Genomic DNA, 20,013 nt, shown 5'->3' with positions numbered 1-20,013 from the left:
CTGGCTTTAGTGCAAATCTACAGCGTCTTCCTTGTTGATGACTAGCTCAAGCTTAATGGTTTCTACATTCTGTTCCGTTTTCTTCAGGATCGTAAACAAGTAACCATAACACTCTTCGCTTTCACCTACTTCCGGGAAACGGCCGAAAGTATGGGAGATCAAGCCACCGATGGTGTCATAATCTTCATCCTCTGGCAGGTCATGTGGAAGATATTCGTTTACATCGTAAACGGTAGCATATGCGTTTATGATAAATTCAGTGTCTGAGATTTTCTCGACTGTAGGTTTTTCTTCATCGTACTCATCCTGGATCTCCCCAACAATTTCTTCTACGATGTCTTCCAGGGTAACCATACCTGCGGTACCACCAAACTCATCGATCACAATAGCGATCTGAATACGCTTTTGCTGAAGCTCGCTTAATAGATCATTGATCTTTTTGGTTTCAGGTACAAAATAAGGCTTTCTGATGATGTCACTAAGTTTCCACTCCTTATGGGAGGCAAGTAGCGGCAATACATCTTTAGCGTGGATAATACCGACGATCTTGTCGATGATGTCGTCGTATACCGGGAAACGGGAGTAGCCCTCAGAAATGATCATATTGATCACTTCCTCTTTCGTCGTGTTTAATTCAATGCCAGAGATTTTGGTTCTGGGTACCATGATGTTCTTAACAACACGCTCGTTAAAATCGAACACATTTTTAATCAGCTCATGCTCATTGGTATCCAAAGCGCCGCTTTCGCGACCTTGATCAAGCAGGTAGTAGAGTTCTTCCGTACTGTGAATGGTTTCGTGGGTACCAACATTATTGATCCCGAAAACTTTAAGGATGATGTTTGCAAATCCGTTCAGAAGCCAGATAAAAGGTCTGAACACGATATAAAATACCTGTAACGGAAAAGCAATAAACAAGGTGGTTTGTACCGGGCGCTGAATGGCCAGGGACTTAGGCGCCAGTTCACCGAAAACAATGTGCATTACCGTGATTACGGAAAAGGCGATGATTGGTGATGCGGTTTTAGAGAATGAATCTACGAATTCCGGCGCAGCGCCGAATGATGCAAGCAGGTTGTGTAGAATATGCTCCATAACGGATTCCCCGACCCAACCCAAGCCTAGGGAAGCTAAAGTAATACCTAGCTGGGTTGCAGCTAGGTATCCGTCTAAATGTAAGGTAATGTGTTTAGCGATGTTCGCTACCCGACTACCCGATTTAGCTTGTATTTCTATTTGCGACGCTCTGACTTTAACGATTGCAAACTCTGCTGCAACGAAAAAGCCGTTAAGGACGACCAAGAAAAACGTTAAAAATATCTGAAATCCCATTTAAGAATTATTTCTATAGGTTGTATTGTACAGTTCCAGACTTTCTTTGATAACTTTAAATGCGTACTCTCTGCCAAGCAATTGCTCGATGGCAACATCTTTTCCTTCCAGTGCTTTATAATCCTGGAAAAATCTTACAATTTCCTTCATGGTATGTGGTGGCAACTCATCGATGTCGTTGATGTAGTTTACTGACATGTCATTCTTTGCCACGGCTATAATCTTGTCGTCCTGCTCGCCATTATCAACCATGTGCATTACACCGATTACTTTAGCTTCAACAATAGACAAAGGATAAACATCCACAGAACATAAAACAAGGATGTCAAGAGGGTCATTATCATCACAGAAGGTCTGTGGAATAAACCCGTAGTTTGCAGGATACATTACCGAGGAAAATAATACCCGGTCAAGCTTAATCAGATTAGAATCTTTATCGATTTCGTATTTCGCTTTTGATCCTTTTGGAATTTCAATAATTGCGTTAACACATTCAGGCAGCTTCTCGCCTGGTGATACCTGATGCCACGGATGGTGATCGTCTTTATTCATTTTTTAATTTAGAAAGTTTTTTAATCTTCATTGTTTGACACAGACCTTTTCCTCAAAAACGCGATGATAACAGGTAATGTGGTAATAACGATGAAGCCTAAGATAATATATAGTAAGTATTGATTTATTTCCTTCTCAAATTTCTTGCCTAAAAAATAGCCGAGCAAAGTTAAGGAAGCAATCCAAAATACCGCACCTACTACGTTATACAACGCAAATTTACGGAAATCTAATTTTACTACACCTGCAATAATGGGTGCAAAAGTCCTTACAATAGGGACAAACCTACCCATTATGAGTGCAAAAGCCCCTTGTTTGTTATAGTAGGCTTCTGCAGCTTTAAGGAATCTTTTCTTGAAGAAGAAGGAGTCTTTACGCTGGTAGAGCACTGGTCCGGTCTTACGTCCAAACCAATAACCCGTAAAATTACCTGATATGGCAGCTGCCATAAGGCCGGCAATAAGTACATAGATGTTGACGTCGAGTTTACCGGTTGCTACAAACATACCAGCGAGGAATAATAGATAATCCCCTGGAAGGAAGAACCCAAAGAAGAGTCCGGTCTCTGCGAAGATCACGAACACTACTACATAAAAACCACCTTCTCTAAGTAATTTTTCAGGGTCGATGAGGTGCTGTAGATAGTTCCAAAAATCTTGCATAGTTCTATTCTTCGTAAAACTACAAATAATAATCTGTAGAACTGTTTAGATCAGGTTTAAAATTAAAGAAGGGTAAACCCCCAGAAAAACCGTGATCAAGAGTGAAAACACCAATACAACCTTGTACTGTAGCGGAATGCTTAACTGCAGTTCAGCACCTTCCTTGAAGTACATGGCTGCAATTACACGGAAGTAATAGTAAAAGCCTACCAAGGCATTCAGGATAGCAAAAGCAACCAAATATATCTGGTAACGGTCCATCACATTCAGGAACATGACGTATTTGCCTATAAATCCGGCGGTAAGCGGGATACCCGCAAGGGACAACATCGCCACGGTGACGGTCAATGCCAGAAATGGGTTCTTTCTGCCAAGGCCATTGAAGCTCTCGAAGGTATCTGCACCGGTCTTCTGTTTGACCAGGATCATCGCAGAAAAGGCAATTATATTCGCAAAAGTATAAGCTGCAGCATAGAATAAGACATCATTGGCACTTCTGGAGCTTAAGGTAACCAGAGAAAACAATAGGTACCCTGCATGGGATATACTGGAGTAGGCCAGCATGCGTTTGAAGCTTTTCTGGAAAAGCGCCGTCACATTCCCCACGAACAAAGTCAGGCAAACAATGGCCATCAATGGTGGCAACCAGAAATCGTGCAGGGGAGCGAACGTTCCCGAGAATATTCTTAAAAATGCCGCGAAGCCAGCGGTTTTAACTACGGTAGACATAAATGCCATGATCAGTGTTGGTGAGCCCTCATAAACATCGGGAACCCAGAAGTGAAAAGGCACAGCTCCAACCTTGAAGCTCAGCCCGATGAGCATTAGTATCAACCCGGGGTAGAACAAAGGCGAGACCGTCTTATAGTTGCTGATGAGGTACTCATTGATTACATCCAGATCAAAAGAACCGGTAGCGCCATAGATCAGGGCAATACCGAACAGCAGGAAACCTGTAGAAAAGGCACCCATTAGAAAATACTTCAGGGATGCTTCATTAGAGGCGAAGTTCGTTTTCCGGATCCCTGCAAGGATGTAAAGGGCAACAGACATGATTTCGATACCAATGAACAACATGGACATATTTTTATAGGAGACCATGATGATCATGCCCGCAAGCGAGAACAGCATCAACGTGAAATATTCAGCGATATTCTCGCTGTGCTCGGCAAAATAGTTCTGCGTAAGGAGAAATACCAATATTGACCCGGAGATACACAAGCCGGAAAATGCCAGACCGAAATTGTCCATTTGCATCATGTTATAGTACACGTGATTACTATCCCATGAAGCAACTACAAAACCCAGGGCGGTAAACAGACCAAGTAAGGTTAGGGGTAATAAGGCCTTCTTAGCCTTGAATAACCCGGCATAAAGTACGACTAACGCTGTTACTGTAATTGTTATAATGATATTCATGCTCTATTTTACCGAAATTAATTTTTGATTCACCTGCTCCAATAACTGCTGTACCGCTGCTTCTGATAAATGAAGGATGGGCTTTGGATATACCCCAATGATAATAACTAATGCACATATGATATAAAGCACAACCTGCTCTGAACCTTGTATGTCACGGAATGTAAGGGTCAGGTCATTCGTTTTGCCCAACATAATGCCCTGATAGGTTCTGAACATATATACCGCACCGAATATGATGGTTAGTCCTGCAAAAACGGCCGCCCAAATGCTCACCTGGTAAACGCCCATCAATAGTAGAAATTCACCGATAAACCCATTTGTACCAGGCAGCGCCACTGTGCCTAGCACGATGATCAGGAACACGATTGCAAGTTTTGGTGCTACCGTAGCGATCCCGCCCAGGTCAGCAATTGTATTGGTCTTCATGCGGCTGGCGATGATATCCATAATGAAGAACAACCCCACCACGTTGATACCGTGGCTTAGCATCTGGATCATGGCGCCTTGTAATCCCTGCGCGTTCAGGGCAAAAATGCCCGCCGAGATCAGGCCCACGTGGGCGATTGAGGAGTATGCAATTAGTCGCTTCGCATTCTGCTGTTTGAAAGCGATGATGGAAGCATAAACGATTCCGATGATTGATAAGATGAAGGCTGTCATCCCCCATTCTGTTAATCCGAGTGGCACCACCGGAAGAATCCATCTGATCACACCATAGATACCCATTTTAAGCATGATGCCTGATAGCAACATGGTACCCGCAGCTGGTGCTTCGGTATAGGTGTCTGGCTGCCAGGTGTGAAAGGGAAATACCGGCATCTTGATGGCGAAAGCCAGAAAGAAGGCCCAAAATATCCAGCTTTGCTGTGCTGCATCAAGATCCAGATTGTAGAACGCCTGAATGTCGAAGTTCTGTGCCGGGTTCTGCAGGTATAAATAAATGATGCCTAAAAGCATGAAAAGAGATCCGCCTACAGTATAAACAAAGAACTTCATGTTTACACGAATGCGATCTTTTCCACCCCAGATTGCGCAAATGAAATAGATCGGAATCAACGCAGCCTCCCAGCCAATATAAAACAGAAAGGCATCCATGGCCGTAAACACGAGCAACAGCCCTGATTGCATGAAAAGCATCAGTGCAACAAAAGCAGATTCATTTTTATGGTCTGTTTTAAAGGTCGTCAAAATGATGATCGGCATCAGTATGTTCGTCAACAATACCGGGATAATACTCAAACCATCTACACCCGCTTTAAAGCTTATCCCAAGCCATTGTATCCAGGGATAATTCACTCCGAATTGCATACTGGAATCTGGTACGAAGTTCATGACCAGCACTATTGCGATGCCCAGTGAAACCAGCGAAGAAATAAAAGCGACCGTCTTGGCAGCTCTGCCGGCACATGCGGCGACCATTGCACTAACCAGCGGGAAGAAAAGAAGTAATAGTAAAAGTTGTCCCATTATGTTTTCTGAACGATCTTTTAGATGGATAAATAAGTATACAATAACATAGAGATGATGCCGACAACCATCATAAAAATATAGAAACCGACATTTCCGGTCTGTATCAGTCGTAAACCTTTACTGGCTTCATTGGTACCCCAACCCAGGCCATTGACGATACCATCAATAACTTTCGTATCCATGATCCTGTAAAAGAAGCCCGACAATGCGTCAAGTGGCTTCCTGATTACCGCATCATAAAGCTCGTCAATGTAGAACTTGTTGTAAGAGAGTCCGGCAATACCAGTACGCGCATGCTCATCAGCTACAGGCACATGATTTTTGCCCACATATCTGCTGTAAGCAATACCAATGGAGGCAATTACACCTACGATCGTGATGCCCATCAGCATATATTCTGTGGCGTGATCCGGAGCAGCAGCATGGTGTGTGATCACCGGAGAAAGCCATTGTGACAACCAGTGGTTTCCACCAAGGCTGTGTGGTATACCAATGATTCCTCCAACCGCAGATAATACTGCAAGCACAATCAGGGGAATGGTCATCGATTTTGGAGACTCATGGATGTGGTCTTCTGCTTGATGTGATGCGCCCCTGTATACTCCGAAGAAGGTTAAGAATAGCATGCGGAACATATAGAATGCGGTTAGAAATGCCGTAAACACACCGATCGCCCACATGATTTTGTCCTGTTCGTAAACATGTGCAAGAATTTCGTCCTTCGAGAAGAATCCAGAAAACGGTGGAAGTCCTGCAATGACGATGGTACCAATAAGCATGGTGATGAAAGTAACCGGTAACTTCTTGCGCAAGCCGCCCATGACACGCATATCCTGTGCGTGGTGCATGGCATGGATCACCGATCCTGCACCTAAAAACAATAGTGCTTTAAAGAAAGCATGTGTAATGACATGAAAAAATGCACCATCATAGGCACCTACACCTAAACCCAGGAACATATAACCAAGTTGTGAAACGGTTGAATAAGCCAGTACTTTCTTGATATCGGTTTGGGTTAAGGCAATCAGCGCACCTAAAAGCGCAGTTGCCAGTCCCACAATCGCAATCAGATGTTGTATCACCGGAGCAAGTTCAAACAACACATTCGAGCGTGCGATCATATACACCCCAGCGGTTACCATCGTAGCCGCGTGAATCAATGCAGATACTGGTGTCGGTCCAGCCATCGCATCTGGCAGCCAGGTAAACAAGGGCAACTGCGCGGATTTACCGCAAGCACCAATAAACAAACAAAGCGTGATCAGGATGATGGTGCTTTCGCCAGCGGCCAGCCCTGCGGCTTTTGGAAAAACTTCTTTAAACTCCAGGCTTCCGAAGGTATTAAAAATGAGAAAAACAGCAATCAGAAAGCCAAGGTCACCAATACGGTTCATGACAAAAGCCTTCTTCGCGGCCGATGCGTAACTGCTGTTAGTGTACCAGAAGCCGATCAACAGGTAGGAACAGAGTCCAACACCCTCCCAGCCAATAAACATCACGATGTAGTTTGAGCCAAGGACCAATAGCAACATGAAGAAGATAAACAGGTTCAGGTAGCTGAAAAACTTACCGTAGCCTTCATCATCATGCATATATCCCGCAGAATAAACATGAATCAGGAAACCCACTCCGGTAATAATAAGGAGCATGATGCTGCTTAATGGATCAACAAGGAAGGATAAGGGGATATTTAGCTGACCAGCACTAATCCAATCAAAGAGGAATACTTCATGTGATTTCTGTCCATCGGCACCTAAGGCCATGAATATGGCTACACTGAGTACGAATGATGCAAAAACTGCAGTGCTGCCTAGGAAAGCAATAACGCTTTTCGGAAGTACATTTCTGCCTAAGCCATTAATGATGAAACCAAGAAAAGGAATCAGTGGAACCAGCCAAACTAAATTTATGATCATCTTTATTCTATTCTATATTACCACTTAAGGCGATTCAGGACATTAATATCGGTTGAAGAAGTATTTCTGTAGACCATGACAATGATACTCAAGCCAATGGCCACTTCTGCGGCTGCCAGTGCCATGATGAAAAACACGAAAACTTGTCCCGAAGCATCATTATTATGCACAGAGAAAGCAGTTAGCAACAGATTCACTGCGTTTAGCATTAACTCCACAGACATGAAGATCACAATGGCATTTCTGCGGGTTAATACGCCTAAAACACCAATGGAAAAAATAATTGCACTTAGCCAGATGTAATGATTGAGGGGAACGCCCTGTAAGGTTTGAGTAATATCTCCCACTATACTTTTTCTTTTTTAGTTAACAATACAGCACCAACCATTGCCGTTAGCAACAGAATAGATGATAGTTCAAAAGGCAACATGAAAGGCCCGAAAAGCTCACGGCCAAGATTTTGAATTAAGCCTAACCCTGGATTCTTAAGTAAAAGCGGGTTTGAAACCGCAGTTGCCTTAAGTGAACCTACCAGTGTAACCACCAGGCAGCAACCCGCAATGATGCCTACGACTTTCACCAGAGGCGATTTTAATGGCTCATTGTCCTTGTTCAGGTTGAGTAACATCAGTACAAAAAGGAAAAGCACCATAATTGCACCCATATAAACAATGAAGTTCACCACGGCCAAAAACTGTGCATTCAGCAGAATGTAGTGTACGGTAAAGGTGAAGAATGTTACGATCAGATAAAGTACGCTATGCACCGGATTCTTTGAAAAGATCACCATCAGAGAAAAGAAAATGCTTAGTGCTGCTACGATATAGAACACGGATGTACCCATTAATATTAGTGTTTTGGTGCCAAGCTGGCTATTTATTTATACTTTCAAATTGAGCCTCAGCTCAATAGCTATTTAATTGTTAAAGGTGCCTCTACAAGTTTATCTTTTCCATAAATGAAATCCTTCCGGAGATAGTCGGAAGGTACGATTGGTCCGTCCAGGTAAATTGCTTCCTTCGGACAAGCTTCCTCGCATAATCCGCAGAAGATACACCTAAGCATGTTAATTTCATAAACTGCGGCATACTTTTCCTCGCGGTAAAGATGTTTCTCTTCCGGCTTGCGCTCAGCAGCGATCATTGTAATCGCTTCTGCCGGGCAGGATAATGCGCAGAGCCCACAGGCCGTGCAGCGCTCCCGACCGTCTTCGTCGCGTTTTAGCGAGTGCATGCCGCGCCAGTTGGTCGAGAATTCCCTTTCAACTTCCGGGTACCGGATGGTCGCCTCTTTTTTAAAGAAGTGGCTTATGGTGATAGACAAACCTTTGGTAATTGCCGGCAAATACATGCGCTCGGCCAGTGTCAATGGCTTTTGTTCTAATACTTTCTTTTTATTGGTTAATGGTTCCATGAAACCTCCCTATTTATTCCGCTCTGCGGGTTATTAAAATTTTTCAACTATCGCAATCACTACCCCTGTTACAATAACGTTGGCAATCGCCAAAGGTATAAGCACTTTCCAGCCCAAATGCATCAACTGATCGTACCGGAAGCGTGGAATGGTCCAGCGCACCCACATGAAAAAGAAGATGAATGCAAATATCTTAGCGAAGAATACTACCGTACCGATCAAAGGGCCAATGGTAGTCCCGGTATGCTGCAGTACCCAGTCCATTCCAGGGTAATTGTATCCGCCAAAATAAAGCGCTGCAATCACTGCTGAAGAAACAAACATGTTAATGTACTCGGCAAAAAGGTAGAAGCCAAGCTTCATAGATGAATACTCGGTATGATACCCTCCGATTAACTCTGTTTCACATTCCGGTAAATCAAACGGTGCACGGTTGGTTTCCGCAAATGCACAGATCAGGAACAGGATAAAACCTATAGGCTGATAAATTACATTCCAATGCCAGCCATGCTGTTGCTCAACGATCTCTTTCAAACTCATCGTGCCGGAAACCAGTAATAATGCGATAATGGATAGACCCATTGCAATCTCATAGCTGATGTTCTGTGATGCTGCACGGATCGCACTTAATAGTGAATACTTATTGTTAGAGGCCCAGCCCCCGATCATAACACCGTATACGCCCAGAGACACCACACCAAAAATGTACAGTACGCCCACGTTGATATCGGTTACCTGTAAAGGGATTACGCGTTCACCAATCTGAATGGCCGTTCCCCAAGGTATTACCGCGGTACCAATACATGCTGTTAACATGGCTAAGCCGGGGCCAACCATAAAAAGCCATTTATTCGAGTTTGCAGGTACAATTTCTTCCTTCATGAACATCTTTAAGCCGTCGGCAAGCGGCTGAAACATCCCGAAGGGACCTGCTCTGTCCGGACCTAAGCGGTCCTGCAGAAAAGCGGCTACTTTACGCTCTGCATAAGTCGAGTACATTGCGATCACCAGACTAATTCCGAAGATTATGGTAACGAGTATAAATTTCTCTAAAACAAAGGCTATCTCCATCAGAATTTACTGGTTTTTTCAAGTTCTATTTTGTTTGCCTCCCGCAATTTAGGATTAACCTGGATTACTGGCAATGGCTTTAGTGTTTCATAGTGATTAGATGCAATTACCGAAGCATCGCTGATGTGTGTAGGATGTTCCAGCACCCAATCGGATGTCTGCTTTTTATCAAAGCGGCAGGTATTGCAAATGAAAGCCTCTACTTCGCCATAAACATCTTTTCTAGCAGTTACACGCAATACATCTTCACCTTTGTACCACAAGGTAACCTTGCCACTGCAGGTTGGACAATCCCGATGAGCATCAATCGGCTTGGTAAACCAGACACGATTCCTGAACCTGAAAGTTTTGTCGGTTAAAGCACCAACAGGACAAACATCGATAACGTTGCCAGAGAAATCGTTATCTACAGCTTGCTGTATGTAGGTAGAGATTTCCGAGTGGTCACCACGGTTGAGCACCCCATGTACACGCTTTTCGGTGATCTGGTCGGCCAGGAACACACAACGGTAGCATAGTATGCAGCGGTTCATGTGCAACTGAATCTTATCACCGATATCAATACGGTCGAAGGTCCTACGCTCAAACTCATACCGGGTTTTCTGTAAACCATGCTCATAGGTAAGATTTTGAAGATCACATTCTCCAGCCTGGTCGCAGATTGGGCAATCCAGCGGGTGGTTGATCAAAAGGATCTCCACTACGCCACTGCGTGCCTCCATTACCTCGGGAGAAGTTATGTTTAGAACCTCCATGCCGTCCATGACGGTAGTACGGCAGGAAGCGACAAGCTTCGGCATCGGCCTTGGGTCTTTCTCAGAACCTTTACTCACCTTAACGATGCAGGTACGGCATTTACCGCCACTACCCTCAAGTTTAGAATAATAGCACATTGCCGGTGGAACAATGTCCCCTCCAATTTGCCTTGCGGCATTCAATATCGTCGTTCCGGGTTCCACTTCAACTGTGATCCCGTCTATCGTCACCTTAACTTTATCACTCATAACCGATGATATGTATTTGGTTAAATTATGTAGTAACTTCTGTTTTTGCAATAGGCACTGCATAGTTCGCCAGGCCATAATTGGTCTCCAAACATTTTACAGGCTCTTTTACATGCCATTCAAATTCATCCCTGAAGTGCCTTATTGCACTGGCTACCGGCCAGGCTGCAGCATCGCCCAGCGGACAGATGGTATTTCCTTCTATCTTTCTGGCAACATCTACCAGAAGATCAATATCGCTCATTTTACCCTGACCATATTCAATCTTACGCAGAATCTTCTCCATCCAGCCGGTACCTTCACGGCATGGAGAACATTGTCCGCAACTTTCATGTGAATAAAAGCGTGCAAAATTCCAGGTATTGCGAACCATACATTGGTCTTCATCAAAAGCGATAAAACCACCCGAACCCATCATGGTTCCTGTGGCAAAACCACCTTCAGATAAACCCTCATAGCTCATCACACGTGCTTCGCCATTCGCCTGTTTCAGGGTGAGATTCGCAGGAAGCACGGGTACGGAGGACCCTCCGGCAACGGTTGCTTTCAACCGCTTACCATTGGCAATACCGCCACAATATTCATCAGAGTAGATAAACTCCTCCACAGGGAGGCCGAGTTCAATCTCATATACCCCTGGGCGAACAAGATTTCCGGAAGCTGAGATCAGTTTAGTTCCCGTACTTCTTCCAACACCTATTTTCGCGTATTCATCACCACCATCGTTAATGATTGGAACCGTCGCGGCAATCGACTCCACATTGTTCACCACCGTTGGGCAGCCATAGAGGCCTGCAATCGCCGGGAAAGGTGGTTTGATCCTCGGATTACCCCGTTTTCCCTCCAGTGATTCCAGTAATGCGGTTTCTTCACCACAGATATAGGCACCACCGCCTGGCTGCACGTACAACTCCAGATCATAGCCGGTGCCTAGTATATTTTTCCCAAGGTATCCAGCATTTCTAGCTTCCGCAATCGCGCGCTCTAAAATCCGGACCTGGGGCATCATTTCACCCCTAACATAGATGTAAGAGGTCTTTGCACCCAATGCAAAGCTGGAAACGATCATCCCCTCGATTAGTGCATGAGGTATATGCGTCATCAGGAACCTATCCTTGAAAGTTCCAGGTTCCGATTCATCTGCATTACAAACCAGGTAGCGTGGCACGCCTTCCGGCTTAGCCAAAAAGCTCCACTTCATTCCCGTTGGGAAACCTGCACCACCCCTGCCGCGTAAGCCCGACTTCTTAACTTCCTCCACAACCTCATCGGGAGTCATCTTCAAAGCCTTCTCAACGGCCCGGTAACCACCTTTCTGGCGATAAACATCAAAAGTATTGATGCCCGGTACGTTTATATGTTCTAATAATAGTTTACGCCCCATTATTTATTTCGTAAGTCTTGAATTAACTGATCTACCTTTTCTTCATTCAGGTTCTCATAAAAGGTGTATTCTGGTCCAATTTGTAGTACCGGTCCAAACCCGCATGCCGCTAAGCATTCTACCCCTCTCCAGCTGAAAAGACCATCTGGAGTAACCTCGTTTTCCTTTACGCCGAGCCGGTTTTCAATATGCGCCATCACCTTCTCCGCGCCAACAAGGCAGCAAGGCCCGGTACGGCATACCTCAAGTACATACTTTCCTTGTGGTTTCAAAAAATACATGGTGTAGAAAGAAGCGACTTCATACACCTCGATAGGCTGGATGTTCAGGTAAGCCGCAACCTTATCCATTGCGGGCACACTTAGCCAGCCGAAAACGGCCTGCACCTCATGTAACATCGGCAGTAAGGCCGACTTCTGCTTGCCAGCAGGGTATCTGCTTATGATTTCATCAAACTTTGCAATCAAAGTCTCCGGAAATACTTCAGGTTGTTGTTCTTCTACTTTAAGCATCTAATTCTCCAGCAATAATATTCATACTACTCATGTTGATAATGGCATCTGAAAGCAGCATACCTTTACTCATGGGTGCATACATTTGATAATTTATAAAACTAGGTCTTCTGAAGTGCAACCGATATGGTGTACGGCCACCATCATTGATCAGGTAGAAACCTAATTCACCATTTCCACCTTCTACGGCATGATAAACTTCTGCTTTAGGGGCATCAATCTCACCCATTACGATCTTAAAGTGGTAGATCAAGGCCTCCATGTTGTTATAAACCTCTTCTTTTGGCGGAAGATAAAAATCAGGCACATCGGCATGGAATATGCCAGCAGGTTCCTGCTTCAGCTTCTCCATCGCCTGCTCGATCAGGCGCAGGCTTTGCCACATCTCTTCGTTGCGCACCAGGAAGCGATCGTAAATATCCCCGTTGGTACCTACTGGAATCTCAAAATCAAAATCCTGGTATGATGAATATGGCTCACTAACGCGTACATCATAATCTACGCCTGTAGCTCTTAAAAGCGGGCCTGTCCAGCTATAGTCCAAAGCTGCTTCCGGCGTAACAGCGGCTACCCCCGCGGTTCGGTCAATGAAGATCCTGTTCCGGTTAAGAAGACTTTCAAACTCTCTTAATGCCACCGGAAAATCTTTCAGAAACTTATTGATCTTGGCAAAAGCAATTTCATTAAAATCACGTTCAAAGCCGCCAATCCGGCCTATATTGGTCGTTAATCGCGCTCCACAGATCTCCTCATAAATTTCGTAGATGTGTTCACGAAACTGGAACAGGTAAAGGAAAGTCGTTGTTGCACCGGTATCCTGTGCAATAATGGTGTTGCAAATAATATGGTCAGATATACGCGCAAGCTCCATAACGATCACGCGCAGGTAATCTACACGTTTAGGCATTTTGATGTTCAGCAGTTTTTCCACTGTCATGTGCCAGCCCATATTATTTATCGGCGATGAGCAATAATTAAGGCGATCTGTAAGCGGTGTAATCTGATAAAATGGGCGGTGTTCCGCGATTTTCTCGAATGCCCGGTGAATATAGCCAATAGTAGAAACGCCGCTTACTATGCGTTCACCATCTAGCTGAAGTATGTTTTGAAACACACCATGAGTTGCTGGGTGTGTCGGCCCTAAATTCAGGGTCACCAACTCACTCTGCGGATCATTGTCTGTTGTTACTGGTCGATTGTGTACCATAAGTTATCTGCCAAAGTATTCATCTTTCTTGTCCACCCGATTAGGGTCTTCAAGCGGGTATTGTTTTAACATCGGATGTACACCCAATTCATCCATATTCAAGATTCTACGCAGGTCAGGGTGGCCATCGAACAGTACACCAAAAAGATCATACGTTTCGCGTTCCATCCAGTTAGCCCCATTCCACAGATCTGAAGCCGTAGGAATATTGGGTGTTTGAGTATTCAAAAATACCTTTATACGAATCCGGACCTTCGCTACCATATTGTGCAGATGATAAACAACCGCAAGCCCCTGTTGCTTTTCAGGATAGTGTACGGCGGTGATATCTGTCAGGAAATGGAAATTGGTCCTCGGATCTTTCTTTAGAAAGGTCAACACTTCAATGATATCATCCTTTGTAGTCTCAACTGTTAATAAGCCATAAGGCTCATCCACGTTCGTGACACGTGTTCCAAATTCGCTGCTTAAAAGTTGTATTAAATTATGGTTGGTCTCTTCTGTCATTATAAAATTCCGTATGAGGCTAACAATTGCTTATATTCTGGAGAATCCCGTCTTCTACCTGATTCATTGCGCACCAACTCCTGAATTTTCCCGAAGCCATCAAGAATGGCCTCCGGTCTTGGCGGGCAACCTGGCACGTAAACGTCAACAGGAATAATCTCGTCAATTCCTTGCAGCACCGAGTAGGTATCGAAAATACCACCACTAGATGCACAAGCACCGACAGCCATCACCCATCGTGGTTCAGCCATCTGTAAGTATACCTGCTTCAACACAGGGCTCATTTTTTTAGCGATCGTTCCCATCACCATCAACAGGTCTGCCTGACGCGGCGAAAAGCTCAAACGCTCAGACCCAAATCTCCCAAAATCATAGTGTGAACCCATGGTGGCCATAAACTCAATACCACAGCATGAAGTCGCAAATGGTAGTGGCCACAAAGAGTGTGAACGAGCCAATCCAATGACTTTATCGAAGGACGTGGCAAAGAAGCCAGATCCTTCTATGCCCGGAGGGGCGTTTACGATATTGATTTCACTCATGATCTTACAAAAAAAAAGTTCATTCCGACGAAGAATGAACTACAAATCTACAATAATAGAGGAATTTACATAATGTTGGCCTGATTTAGAAAGAATCTAAATAGCTTAATTCCAGTCCAATGCCTTCTTCTTAATCACGTATATAAAGCCTAATAAAAGCGTTCCCATAAAGATGAACATTTCAATCATACCATCCATGCCCAACTCCCTAAAGTTTACCGCCCAAGGGTACATAAAGATCACCTCGACATCAAACAAAACGAACAGGATCGCCACCAGGAAATACTTGATCGAAAATGGCTGACGCGCATTACCCACAACCTTAATCCCAGCTTCAAACGTGGACAATTTATCTGCTGTTTTCCTGCTTGGCCCCAGATAATGCGTAGCGATTAAGGTTACAACGACGAACCCGAGTGCTACAATGACTTGAAAAATGATCGGCAAAAAATCTACTGGTACACTTTGACTTTCCATAAGCATGCTTTAGACACAAAAATATAAGAAAAAGGCAGGATAACAACCCTGCCTTATCTTTTCTGAAAATTTATTTACGCCTACCCGAACGTACCGGGCCAGCTAGTGACTTAATACCTGCCAAAGCTGCAGGATCCTGTGATTCCAGAGCCAAAGCTTTATTCCAGTAGGTTCTGGCTTTTTCCTTGTCCAATTTCGCAAATGCGAAAGCCGCAATGGCATTATAGGCCTCAACCAGATTTCGCTTGGTAGCGGCGGTTTGTGCAAGGCTACTTCGATCGGCAGCCTCAATATAGGCCTGATAGGCCGGCACCATGGCACCTTGTGGGTTCTGCTGGTCCTCCATCAGGAGCAGCGCTCTTGCACGCCAGAGATGAGCTGTAATCAGATCTGGTGAACTGCGCAAGGCCTGATCAAAAACCGCGTTAGCCTGAGCAAGCAGCGCCTGTGAGGGCTGCTCCTGACGGTTAAACGATTCGACGTACCGGAAATATAATGCCGTTCCATGATATAACCCAAGTTCCCCAGCATTCACAGGCTTTCCACCAAGCTGTTTCATCAATTCGAAGGTCTCTATCGCTTTGACCCAGTTTCTTGCATTGTAGTAGCGTTTGGCAATATGATCCATTGCTACTGTTTTTGAAGAATCAATTCTTATTGCTTTGGTAGCACTTACTAAGGCAGCATCGCCTAGCTGAAGTTTCTGTTGTGTCAGACTTAGATAAACATAGTCATCTGCGGTGGCTTTCCGTTCGTCAGCAAGGCTGCTAAACATGCTGTTAAGGTACTGCTGGGCTGCAGGGTAATTGCCATTTTCATAGGCAGCGTAACCGCTTAAGCGCGCCACAACAGGTGCTTTCCAGTTATTCGCCGGAACTGGCAAAAGCGCCTGTAGTTCCCGTTCAAGATTCCGGTAGTCTCCTACGGCATAAAGCAGCTTGGCAAATTCAAGCCTCGAATCAAAGAAACGGTCTGTTAAATTGAGATAAAGGCTATAGTTCGCAACGGCGTTTGCTGCAGCAGCAGCATTGTTCTTGTCGTTTAAATAAGCCTGCAAGCTGTAGTCAGACATCAGGCGATAAGCCGGACCGTAGTTGCTGTTAGTTGCCAGCACAGCCTTCAATACACTATCAGCCTTCAGGGGCTGACCGGCCTTGAAGTACATTCCACCCATTTGAACCTTGGCACGCAGCAGCGTAGAGTCAAGCTGTAGTGCTTTCGTATACTGCTCCAGCGCCTCAGTATATTTACCTTGTGCCGCATAGAAGTTCCCAAAGGTTAAAAAGACCTGTGCATCTTTATCTGACTTATCCAGTTCATCGGCCCTTTTCAAATAAGGTAATGCAGCGTTAAAATCGGGCTGCGCCGCAGATGTATAAGCCTCGCCAATGGCAAGATGAGCGTTATATTTACGCTTGGAACTTACATTGACCGCTTTGGCAAAGTTAATTTTAGCTGCGGCAAGGTTTCCAGCTTGCAAGTCGGCTTGCCCAATACCAGCATAGTTTAAGGGATTCTTTTTGGCAGCACGAATACCCTGGGCAAAAATAACTTTAGCCGAATCAACGTAGCCGGTCTTCAGGTAAACTTCACCCAAACTGTAATATAGATCACCGTCCTTAGGCTTTGTCCGCAACAGCGTTTTCAGCACAGATTTGGCCGTTTGGTACTGTTCCGCATCAATCGTTCTCCTGATCTCCTCCACTTCCTGCCCAGAGGCGCCGAAACCGAGCGTCAAAAGTATAATCGCCAGAATATATTTTTGTTTCTTCATAGCTTGTCAAAATGGGTTATTAAACCACATTAAACAAAAAAGAGAATGCCAATGCGGCACTCTCTTTTTAAAATTGAATTATTTAACTTTTTACTTCTTTGCTGTTTTAGCAGGAGCTGACAATGATTTGATACCAGCTAATGCAGTTGCATTTTGTGGATCAATAGCAATTGCTTTGTTCCAGTAGGTCCTTGCTTTTTCTTTATCTGTTGTAGACGCAAATCCAGCGATAGAGTTATAAGCTTCCACCATATTCTTTTTAGTAGCAGGTGTTTGCTTATCTACATGTGCTTCAGCAGAATCTAAATATTGCTGATAGTGTGGCACGTAAATACCTTGTGGGTCGGTTTCACTATCCATAAAATAGTTAACCCTAGCTCGCCATAAGTGACCGTCATAAGTAGATGGAGATAATCTAACCAACTTCGCAAATGACGAATCCGCTTTTACCAAAAGATCTTTCGAAGGATTCTTCTTAGCAGTGTAATCTGCAGCATAACTGAAGTAAGCCGCCAGACCGTGGTAGTAGTAGTTATAAAGTGAACCTACACCACTTGGATTTAAACGGTTAACAACGTCATAAGTTGCAACTGCTTTCGGAAAGTCTTTAGCCTCATAGAAGGACTTAGCCATGTTTGCTAATGCCTCTGCTTTAGTAGAGTCCATCTCAACAGCTTTGGTGATGTTGATCAAAGCAAGGCTATCTTGTTTTTGTTGCATCTGTGCCTGACCTAAGTACAGGTAATCATCAGCAACGATACGGCTTGTATCTTTAACCTTTGCAAAGAAATCGTTCATGTATTCCAATGCCTGAGGATAGTTTTTGTTTTCGTAAGCAGAGTAACCTCTCAAACGTGAAATCAAAAGTCCTTTAGGGCTGTTCTGAGCCATTGCTGCCAACTCATTGGTTTCAGCTTCCAGTTTCTGGAAATCTTTCGCATAGAACAAAATCTGTGCGTATCTGATACGTGAATCAAAAGACTTATCTGTTAAATCTAAATACTTTTGATAGTTCTCAATTGCAGCTGCTGATTTTGCCTGTCCGTTTGGATCACCGAAAGACCATTGGTTATATAACTCAGAAAGCTCTCTGTATGCAGGACCGTAGTTAGGATCTTGAGCAATTACCTCCTTTAAAGCTGTTTCTGCCTCAGGAAACGCACGTGATTCTTTGTACATCCTTCCAATCTGAACTTTAGCCCTTAGGATGTTTGGATTAATGTTTAAAGCACGCATGTAGTTCTGAAGTGCTTCAGAGTTCTTACGCTGATAAGCATAGAAATCTCCAAGTGCTAAAAACGTCTCCGCATCTTTGTCGTTTTTATCCAGCTCATCCGCTTTTTGTAGATATGGCAAGGCCGCATTAAAGTCAGGTTTGTCAACCTCGATGTATGCTTTACCAATATATAGTTGAGGAATGTAATCGTTCTTTTTAGATACATCTACCGCTTTATCAAAATTTGTTTTTGCGGAAGCTGCATTGTTAGATAATAGATCTGCTTCTCCAAGTCCAATGTAGTTCAATGGATTCTTAGGATCAGCAGTTACACCCTGTGTAAACACCGCTCTTGCAGAGTCAATGTAGTCTGTTTTTAAGTAAACTTCACCTAAATTAAAATAATTCTCTCCTTTGCTGGCTTGAGATTTTACAAGCCCTTTCAGCATTGAAGTCGCTTTTTGATACTGTTCAGCATCTACCGCTTTCTTCGCATCTTCCAGGCTTTGAGCAAAAGAGGCAGAACCCATTACTGCTAAACCTAGACTTAAGGTTATTGCTTTTTTTGTCATCTTCATATTTCAAATATATTATTTAGTTTGAATTCTTTAAGTTAAAATCCCTTGAAATCAGCTTATGTGGTCCCAGACCTGATTTCAAGATTATAAGCTGTCCTCGCGGACTTGCTAACCAGTTTGCAAATCCCGTACCGACACCATCTTTACCTTCACAGTTGATGATGTAAACATTTCTAAGAAACGGATATATACCACTGATCAGATTATCCTGGGTAGGTTTGTAAAATGCATCATCACCCTTTCCACCTTTGACATTCTTTACACCAATTAGTTTAACCTTAGGATAATCGCTATCGCCTTTTTTTCCAGCTTGTAGATACCAGTTCAGGCCAATAACGCCAATGTAGTCTTTGTGCTCTGCGACGTATTTAATAACGTCAGCATTGCTGTTTAAAGTATACACCCCTTTAGATGGAAGTGTATTTATTTTAGCAAGATCCTTAAAGTACTTTACCGTACTCGAATAAGGATTGTCAAAAACCAACTGCTTATTACCTGTGTAAGTTCCCTTCAAAATGGCGATCATCTCCTCAGCAGTGACGGTGCTATCAGGGCTTTCTGCATTCGCAATCAGTGCAATGCCATCAATTGCAAAACGCTGCGTATAGGCCACGATACCCCGATTGGTATAAAATTGCTCCTCTTTTGGCGTCAAGACCCTGGACATGACAATCACCCGGATGCTGTCATTCAAAAATGTAGGCAAAATCCGCTGTTCCTGGCCTTTGATCAGTTCAACTTTCGCGTCCGGGTAGTCCGAGTTAAAAACTTCCAGTTGCTCATCCACAATATTGGAGAAAGTGTCGTCAACCAGCACCTTCACCGAACCTGTGGTCCTTGTTTCCTGAACACCCTCCGATTTCGGCTTGTCTTTACAAGAACTGAACGCTATCAAAATGCATAAAAAACCAAGATACTTCATGTCTATCTGTCCGTTTGATTAAGTCTGAAAAATCTGATGATCGCATATACGA

Annotated in this window: 20 protein-coding genes; all 20 read right to left on the bottom strand. The window is 44.0% G+C overall.

Annotation, left to right across the window (positions count from 1 at the left end; translation table 11 throughout):
* Positions 1 to 6: 6 nt before the first annotated feature.
* On the bottom strand, positions 7 to 1,332 hold the full coding sequence (locus tag AC5WJX_RS14070; RefSeq protein WP_494485018.1) for a hemolysin family protein: 1,326 nt from the start codon (positions 1,330 to 1,332) through the stop codon (positions 7 to 9).
* Complete coding sequence (locus AC5WJX_RS14065) at positions 1,333 to 1,884, bottom strand: inorganic diphosphatase (protein WP_440430895.1); 552 nt, start codon at positions 1,882 to 1,884, stop codon at positions 1,333 to 1,335.
* Positions 1,885 to 1,904: 20 nt separating this feature from the next.
* Complete coding sequence (locus AC5WJX_RS14060) at positions 1,905 to 2,546, bottom strand: DedA family protein (protein WP_440430897.1); 642 nt, start codon at positions 2,544 to 2,546, stop codon at positions 1,905 to 1,907.
* A 45-nt stretch (positions 2,547 to 2,591) separates the two neighbouring features.
* Positions 2,592 to 3,965 carry an NADH-quinone oxidoreductase subunit N gene (locus tag AC5WJX_RS14055; RefSeq protein ID WP_440430899.1) on the bottom strand — a complete coding sequence of 458 codons (1,374 nt, stop codon included), beginning with the start codon at positions 3,963 to 3,965 and terminating at the stop codon, positions 2,592 to 2,594.
* A 3-nt stretch (positions 3,966 to 3,968) separates the two neighbouring features.
* Positions 3,969 to 5,435: a complex I subunit 4 family protein gene (locus AC5WJX_RS14050; RefSeq protein ID WP_494485017.1), complete on the bottom strand. Its 1,467-nt coding sequence runs from the start codon at positions 5,433 to 5,435 to the stop codon at positions 3,969 to 3,971.
* A 20-nt stretch (positions 5,436 to 5,455) separates the two neighbouring features.
* Entirely contained in the window at positions 5,456 to 7,351 is a 1,896-nt protein-coding gene (gene nuoL, locus AC5WJX_RS14045) for an NADH-quinone oxidoreductase subunit L (RefSeq protein WP_494485032.1), read from the bottom strand.
* A 20-nt stretch (positions 7,352 to 7,371) separates the two neighbouring features.
* Positions 7,372 to 7,701 (bottom strand): NADH-quinone oxidoreductase subunit NuoK, encoded by a 330-nt coding sequence (nuoK, locus tag AC5WJX_RS14040; RefSeq protein WP_440430903.1) that lies wholly within the window; start codon positions 7,699 to 7,701, stop codon positions 7,372 to 7,374.
* Positions 7,701 to 8,198 (bottom strand): NADH-quinone oxidoreductase subunit J family protein, encoded by a 498-nt coding sequence (locus tag AC5WJX_RS14035; protein WP_494485016.1) that lies wholly within the window; start codon positions 8,196 to 8,198, stop codon positions 7,701 to 7,703. The genes nuoK and AC5WJX_RS14035 overlap by 1 nt, the downstream gene beginning before the upstream one ends.
* A 68-nt stretch (positions 8,199 to 8,266) precedes the next feature.
* Positions 8,267 to 8,767 (bottom strand): NuoI/complex I 23 kDa subunit family protein, encoded by a 501-nt coding sequence (locus tag AC5WJX_RS14030; RefSeq protein WP_494485015.1) that lies wholly within the window; start codon positions 8,765 to 8,767, stop codon positions 8,267 to 8,269.
* A gap of 33 nt (positions 8,768 to 8,800) precedes the next feature.
* Positions 8,801 to 9,838 (bottom strand): NADH-quinone oxidoreductase subunit NuoH, encoded by a 1,038-nt coding sequence (nuoH, locus tag AC5WJX_RS14025; RefSeq protein WP_494485014.1) that lies wholly within the window; start codon positions 9,836 to 9,838, stop codon positions 8,801 to 8,803.
* A complete protein-coding gene (locus tag AC5WJX_RS14020; protein WP_440430909.1) occupies positions 9,838 to 10,842 on the bottom strand; it encodes an NADH-quinone oxidoreductase subunit G in 1,005 nt (334 codons plus the stop codon). Before AC5WJX_RS14020 ends, nuoH begins: the two co-directional genes overlap by 1 nt.
* Positions 10,843 to 10,867: 25 nt before the next feature.
* Positions 10,868 to 12,226, bottom strand: coding sequence for an NADH-quinone oxidoreductase subunit NuoF (gene nuoF, locus AC5WJX_RS14015; RefSeq protein ID WP_494485013.1), 1,359 nt, complete (start codon positions 12,224 to 12,226; stop codon positions 10,868 to 10,870).
* Positions 12,226 to 12,738, bottom strand: coding sequence for an NADH-quinone oxidoreductase subunit NuoE family protein (locus AC5WJX_RS14010; RefSeq protein ID WP_440430913.1), 513 nt, complete (start codon positions 12,736 to 12,738; stop codon positions 12,226 to 12,228). The genes nuoF and AC5WJX_RS14010 overlap by 1 nt, the downstream gene beginning before the upstream one ends.
* Positions 12,731 to 13,945, bottom strand: coding sequence for an NADH-quinone oxidoreductase subunit D (locus AC5WJX_RS14005; RefSeq protein ID WP_440430915.1), 1,215 nt, complete (start codon positions 13,943 to 13,945; stop codon positions 12,731 to 12,733). Before AC5WJX_RS14005 ends, AC5WJX_RS14010 begins: the two co-directional genes overlap by 8 nt.
* 3 nt (positions 13,946 to 13,948) lie before the next feature.
* Entirely contained in the window at positions 13,949 to 14,452 is a 504-nt protein-coding gene (locus AC5WJX_RS14000) for an NADH-quinone oxidoreductase subunit C (RefSeq protein ID WP_440430917.1), read from the bottom strand.
* On the bottom strand, positions 14,452 to 14,994 hold the full coding sequence (locus AC5WJX_RS13995; RefSeq protein ID WP_440430919.1) for an NADH-quinone oxidoreductase subunit B: 543 nt from the start codon (positions 14,992 to 14,994) through the stop codon (positions 14,452 to 14,454). The genes AC5WJX_RS14000 and AC5WJX_RS13995 overlap by 1 nt, the downstream gene beginning before the upstream one ends.
* Positions 14,995 to 15,099: 105 nt before the next feature.
* Complete coding sequence (locus AC5WJX_RS13990) at positions 15,100 to 15,471, bottom strand: NADH-quinone oxidoreductase subunit A (RefSeq protein ID WP_440430921.1); 372 nt, start codon at positions 15,469 to 15,471, stop codon at positions 15,100 to 15,102.
* A gap of 70 nt (positions 15,472 to 15,541) precedes the next feature.
* Positions 15,542 to 17,245, bottom strand: coding sequence for a tetratricopeptide repeat protein (locus AC5WJX_RS13985; protein WP_494485012.1), 1,704 nt, complete (start codon positions 17,243 to 17,245; stop codon positions 15,542 to 15,544).
* A gap of 90 nt (positions 17,246 to 17,335) precedes the next feature.
* On the bottom strand, positions 17,336 to 19,039 hold the full coding sequence (locus tag AC5WJX_RS13980) for a tetratricopeptide repeat protein (RefSeq protein ID WP_494485011.1): 1,704 nt from the start codon (positions 19,037 to 19,039) through the stop codon (positions 17,336 to 17,338).
* Between the two features lie 16 nt (positions 19,040 to 19,055).
* Positions 19,056 to 19,961, bottom strand: a complete 906-nt coding sequence (locus AC5WJX_RS13975) for a PstS family phosphate ABC transporter substrate-binding protein (protein WP_494485010.1) — start codon at positions 19,959 to 19,961, stop codon at positions 19,056 to 19,058.
* Between the last annotated feature and the right edge of the window lie 52 nt (positions 19,962 to 20,013).

Source organism: Pedobacter sp. NEAU-ZC8, assembly GCF_059278965.1.
The sequence above is the reverse complement of the archived record's forward strand: the minus strand, read 5'-3'. Positions and strand labels throughout refer to the sequence as shown.

Coding starts and splice junctions, on each gene's coding strand:
- AC5WJX_RS14070 (WP_494485018.1), bottom strand. CDS start 1,332: ATGGGATTTCAGATATTTTTAACGTTTTTCTTGGTCGTCCTTAACGGC.
- AC5WJX_RS14065 (WP_440430895.1), bottom strand. CDS start 1,884: ATGAATAAAGACGATCACCATCCGTGGCATCAGGTATCACCAGGCGAG.
- AC5WJX_RS14060 (WP_440430897.1), bottom strand. CDS start 2,546: ATGCAAGATTTTTGGAACTATCTACAGCACCTCATCGACCCTGAAAAA.
- AC5WJX_RS14055 (WP_440430899.1), bottom strand. CDS start 3,965: ATGAATATCATTATAACAATTACAGTAACAGCGTTAGTCGTACTTTAT.
- AC5WJX_RS14050 (WP_494485017.1), bottom strand. CDS start 5,435: ATGGGACAACTTTTACTATTACTTCTTTTCTTCCCGCTGGTTAGTGCA.
- AC5WJX_RS14035 (WP_494485016.1), bottom strand. CDS start 8,198: ATGGGTACATCCGTGTTCTATATCGTAGCAGCACTAAGCATTTTCTTT.
- AC5WJX_RS14030 (WP_494485015.1), bottom strand. CDS start 8,767: ATGGAACCATTAACCAATAAAAAGAAAGTATTAGAACAAAAGCCATTG.
- nuoH (WP_494485014.1), bottom strand. CDS start 9,838: ATGGAGATAGCCTTTGTTTTAGAGAAATTTATACTCGTTACCATAATC.
- AC5WJX_RS14020 (WP_440430909.1), bottom strand. CDS start 10,842: ATGAGTGATAAAGTTAAGGTGACGATAGACGGGATCACAGTTGAAGTG.
- nuoF (WP_494485013.1), bottom strand. CDS start 12,226: ATGGGGCGTAAACTATTATTAGAACATATAAACGTACCGGGCATCAAT.
- AC5WJX_RS14010 (WP_440430913.1), bottom strand. CDS start 12,738: ATGCTTAAAGTAGAAGAACAACAACCTGAAGTATTTCCGGAGACTTTG.
- AC5WJX_RS14005 (WP_440430915.1), bottom strand. CDS start 13,945: ATGGTACACAATCGACCAGTAACAACAGACAATGATCCGCAGAGTGAG.
- AC5WJX_RS14000 (WP_440430917.1), bottom strand. CDS start 14,452: ATGACAGAAGAGACCAACCATAATTTAATACAACTTTTAAGCAGCGAA.
- AC5WJX_RS13995 (WP_440430919.1), bottom strand. CDS start 14,994: ATGAGTGAAATCAATATCGTAAACGCCCCTCCGGGCATAGAAGGATCT.
- AC5WJX_RS13990 (WP_440430921.1), bottom strand. CDS start 15,471: ATGGAAAGTCAAAGTGTACCAGTAGATTTTTTGCCGATCATTTTTCAA.
- AC5WJX_RS13985 (WP_494485012.1), bottom strand. CDS start 17,245: ATGAAGAAACAAAAATATATTCTGGCGATTATACTTTTGACGCTCGGT.
- AC5WJX_RS13980 (WP_494485011.1), bottom strand. CDS start 19,039: ATGAAGATGACAAAAAAAGCAATAACCTTAAGTCTAGGTTTAGCAGTA.
- AC5WJX_RS13975 (WP_494485010.1), bottom strand. CDS start 19,961: ATGAAGTATCTTGGTTTTTTATGCATTTTGATAGCGTTCAGTTCTTGT.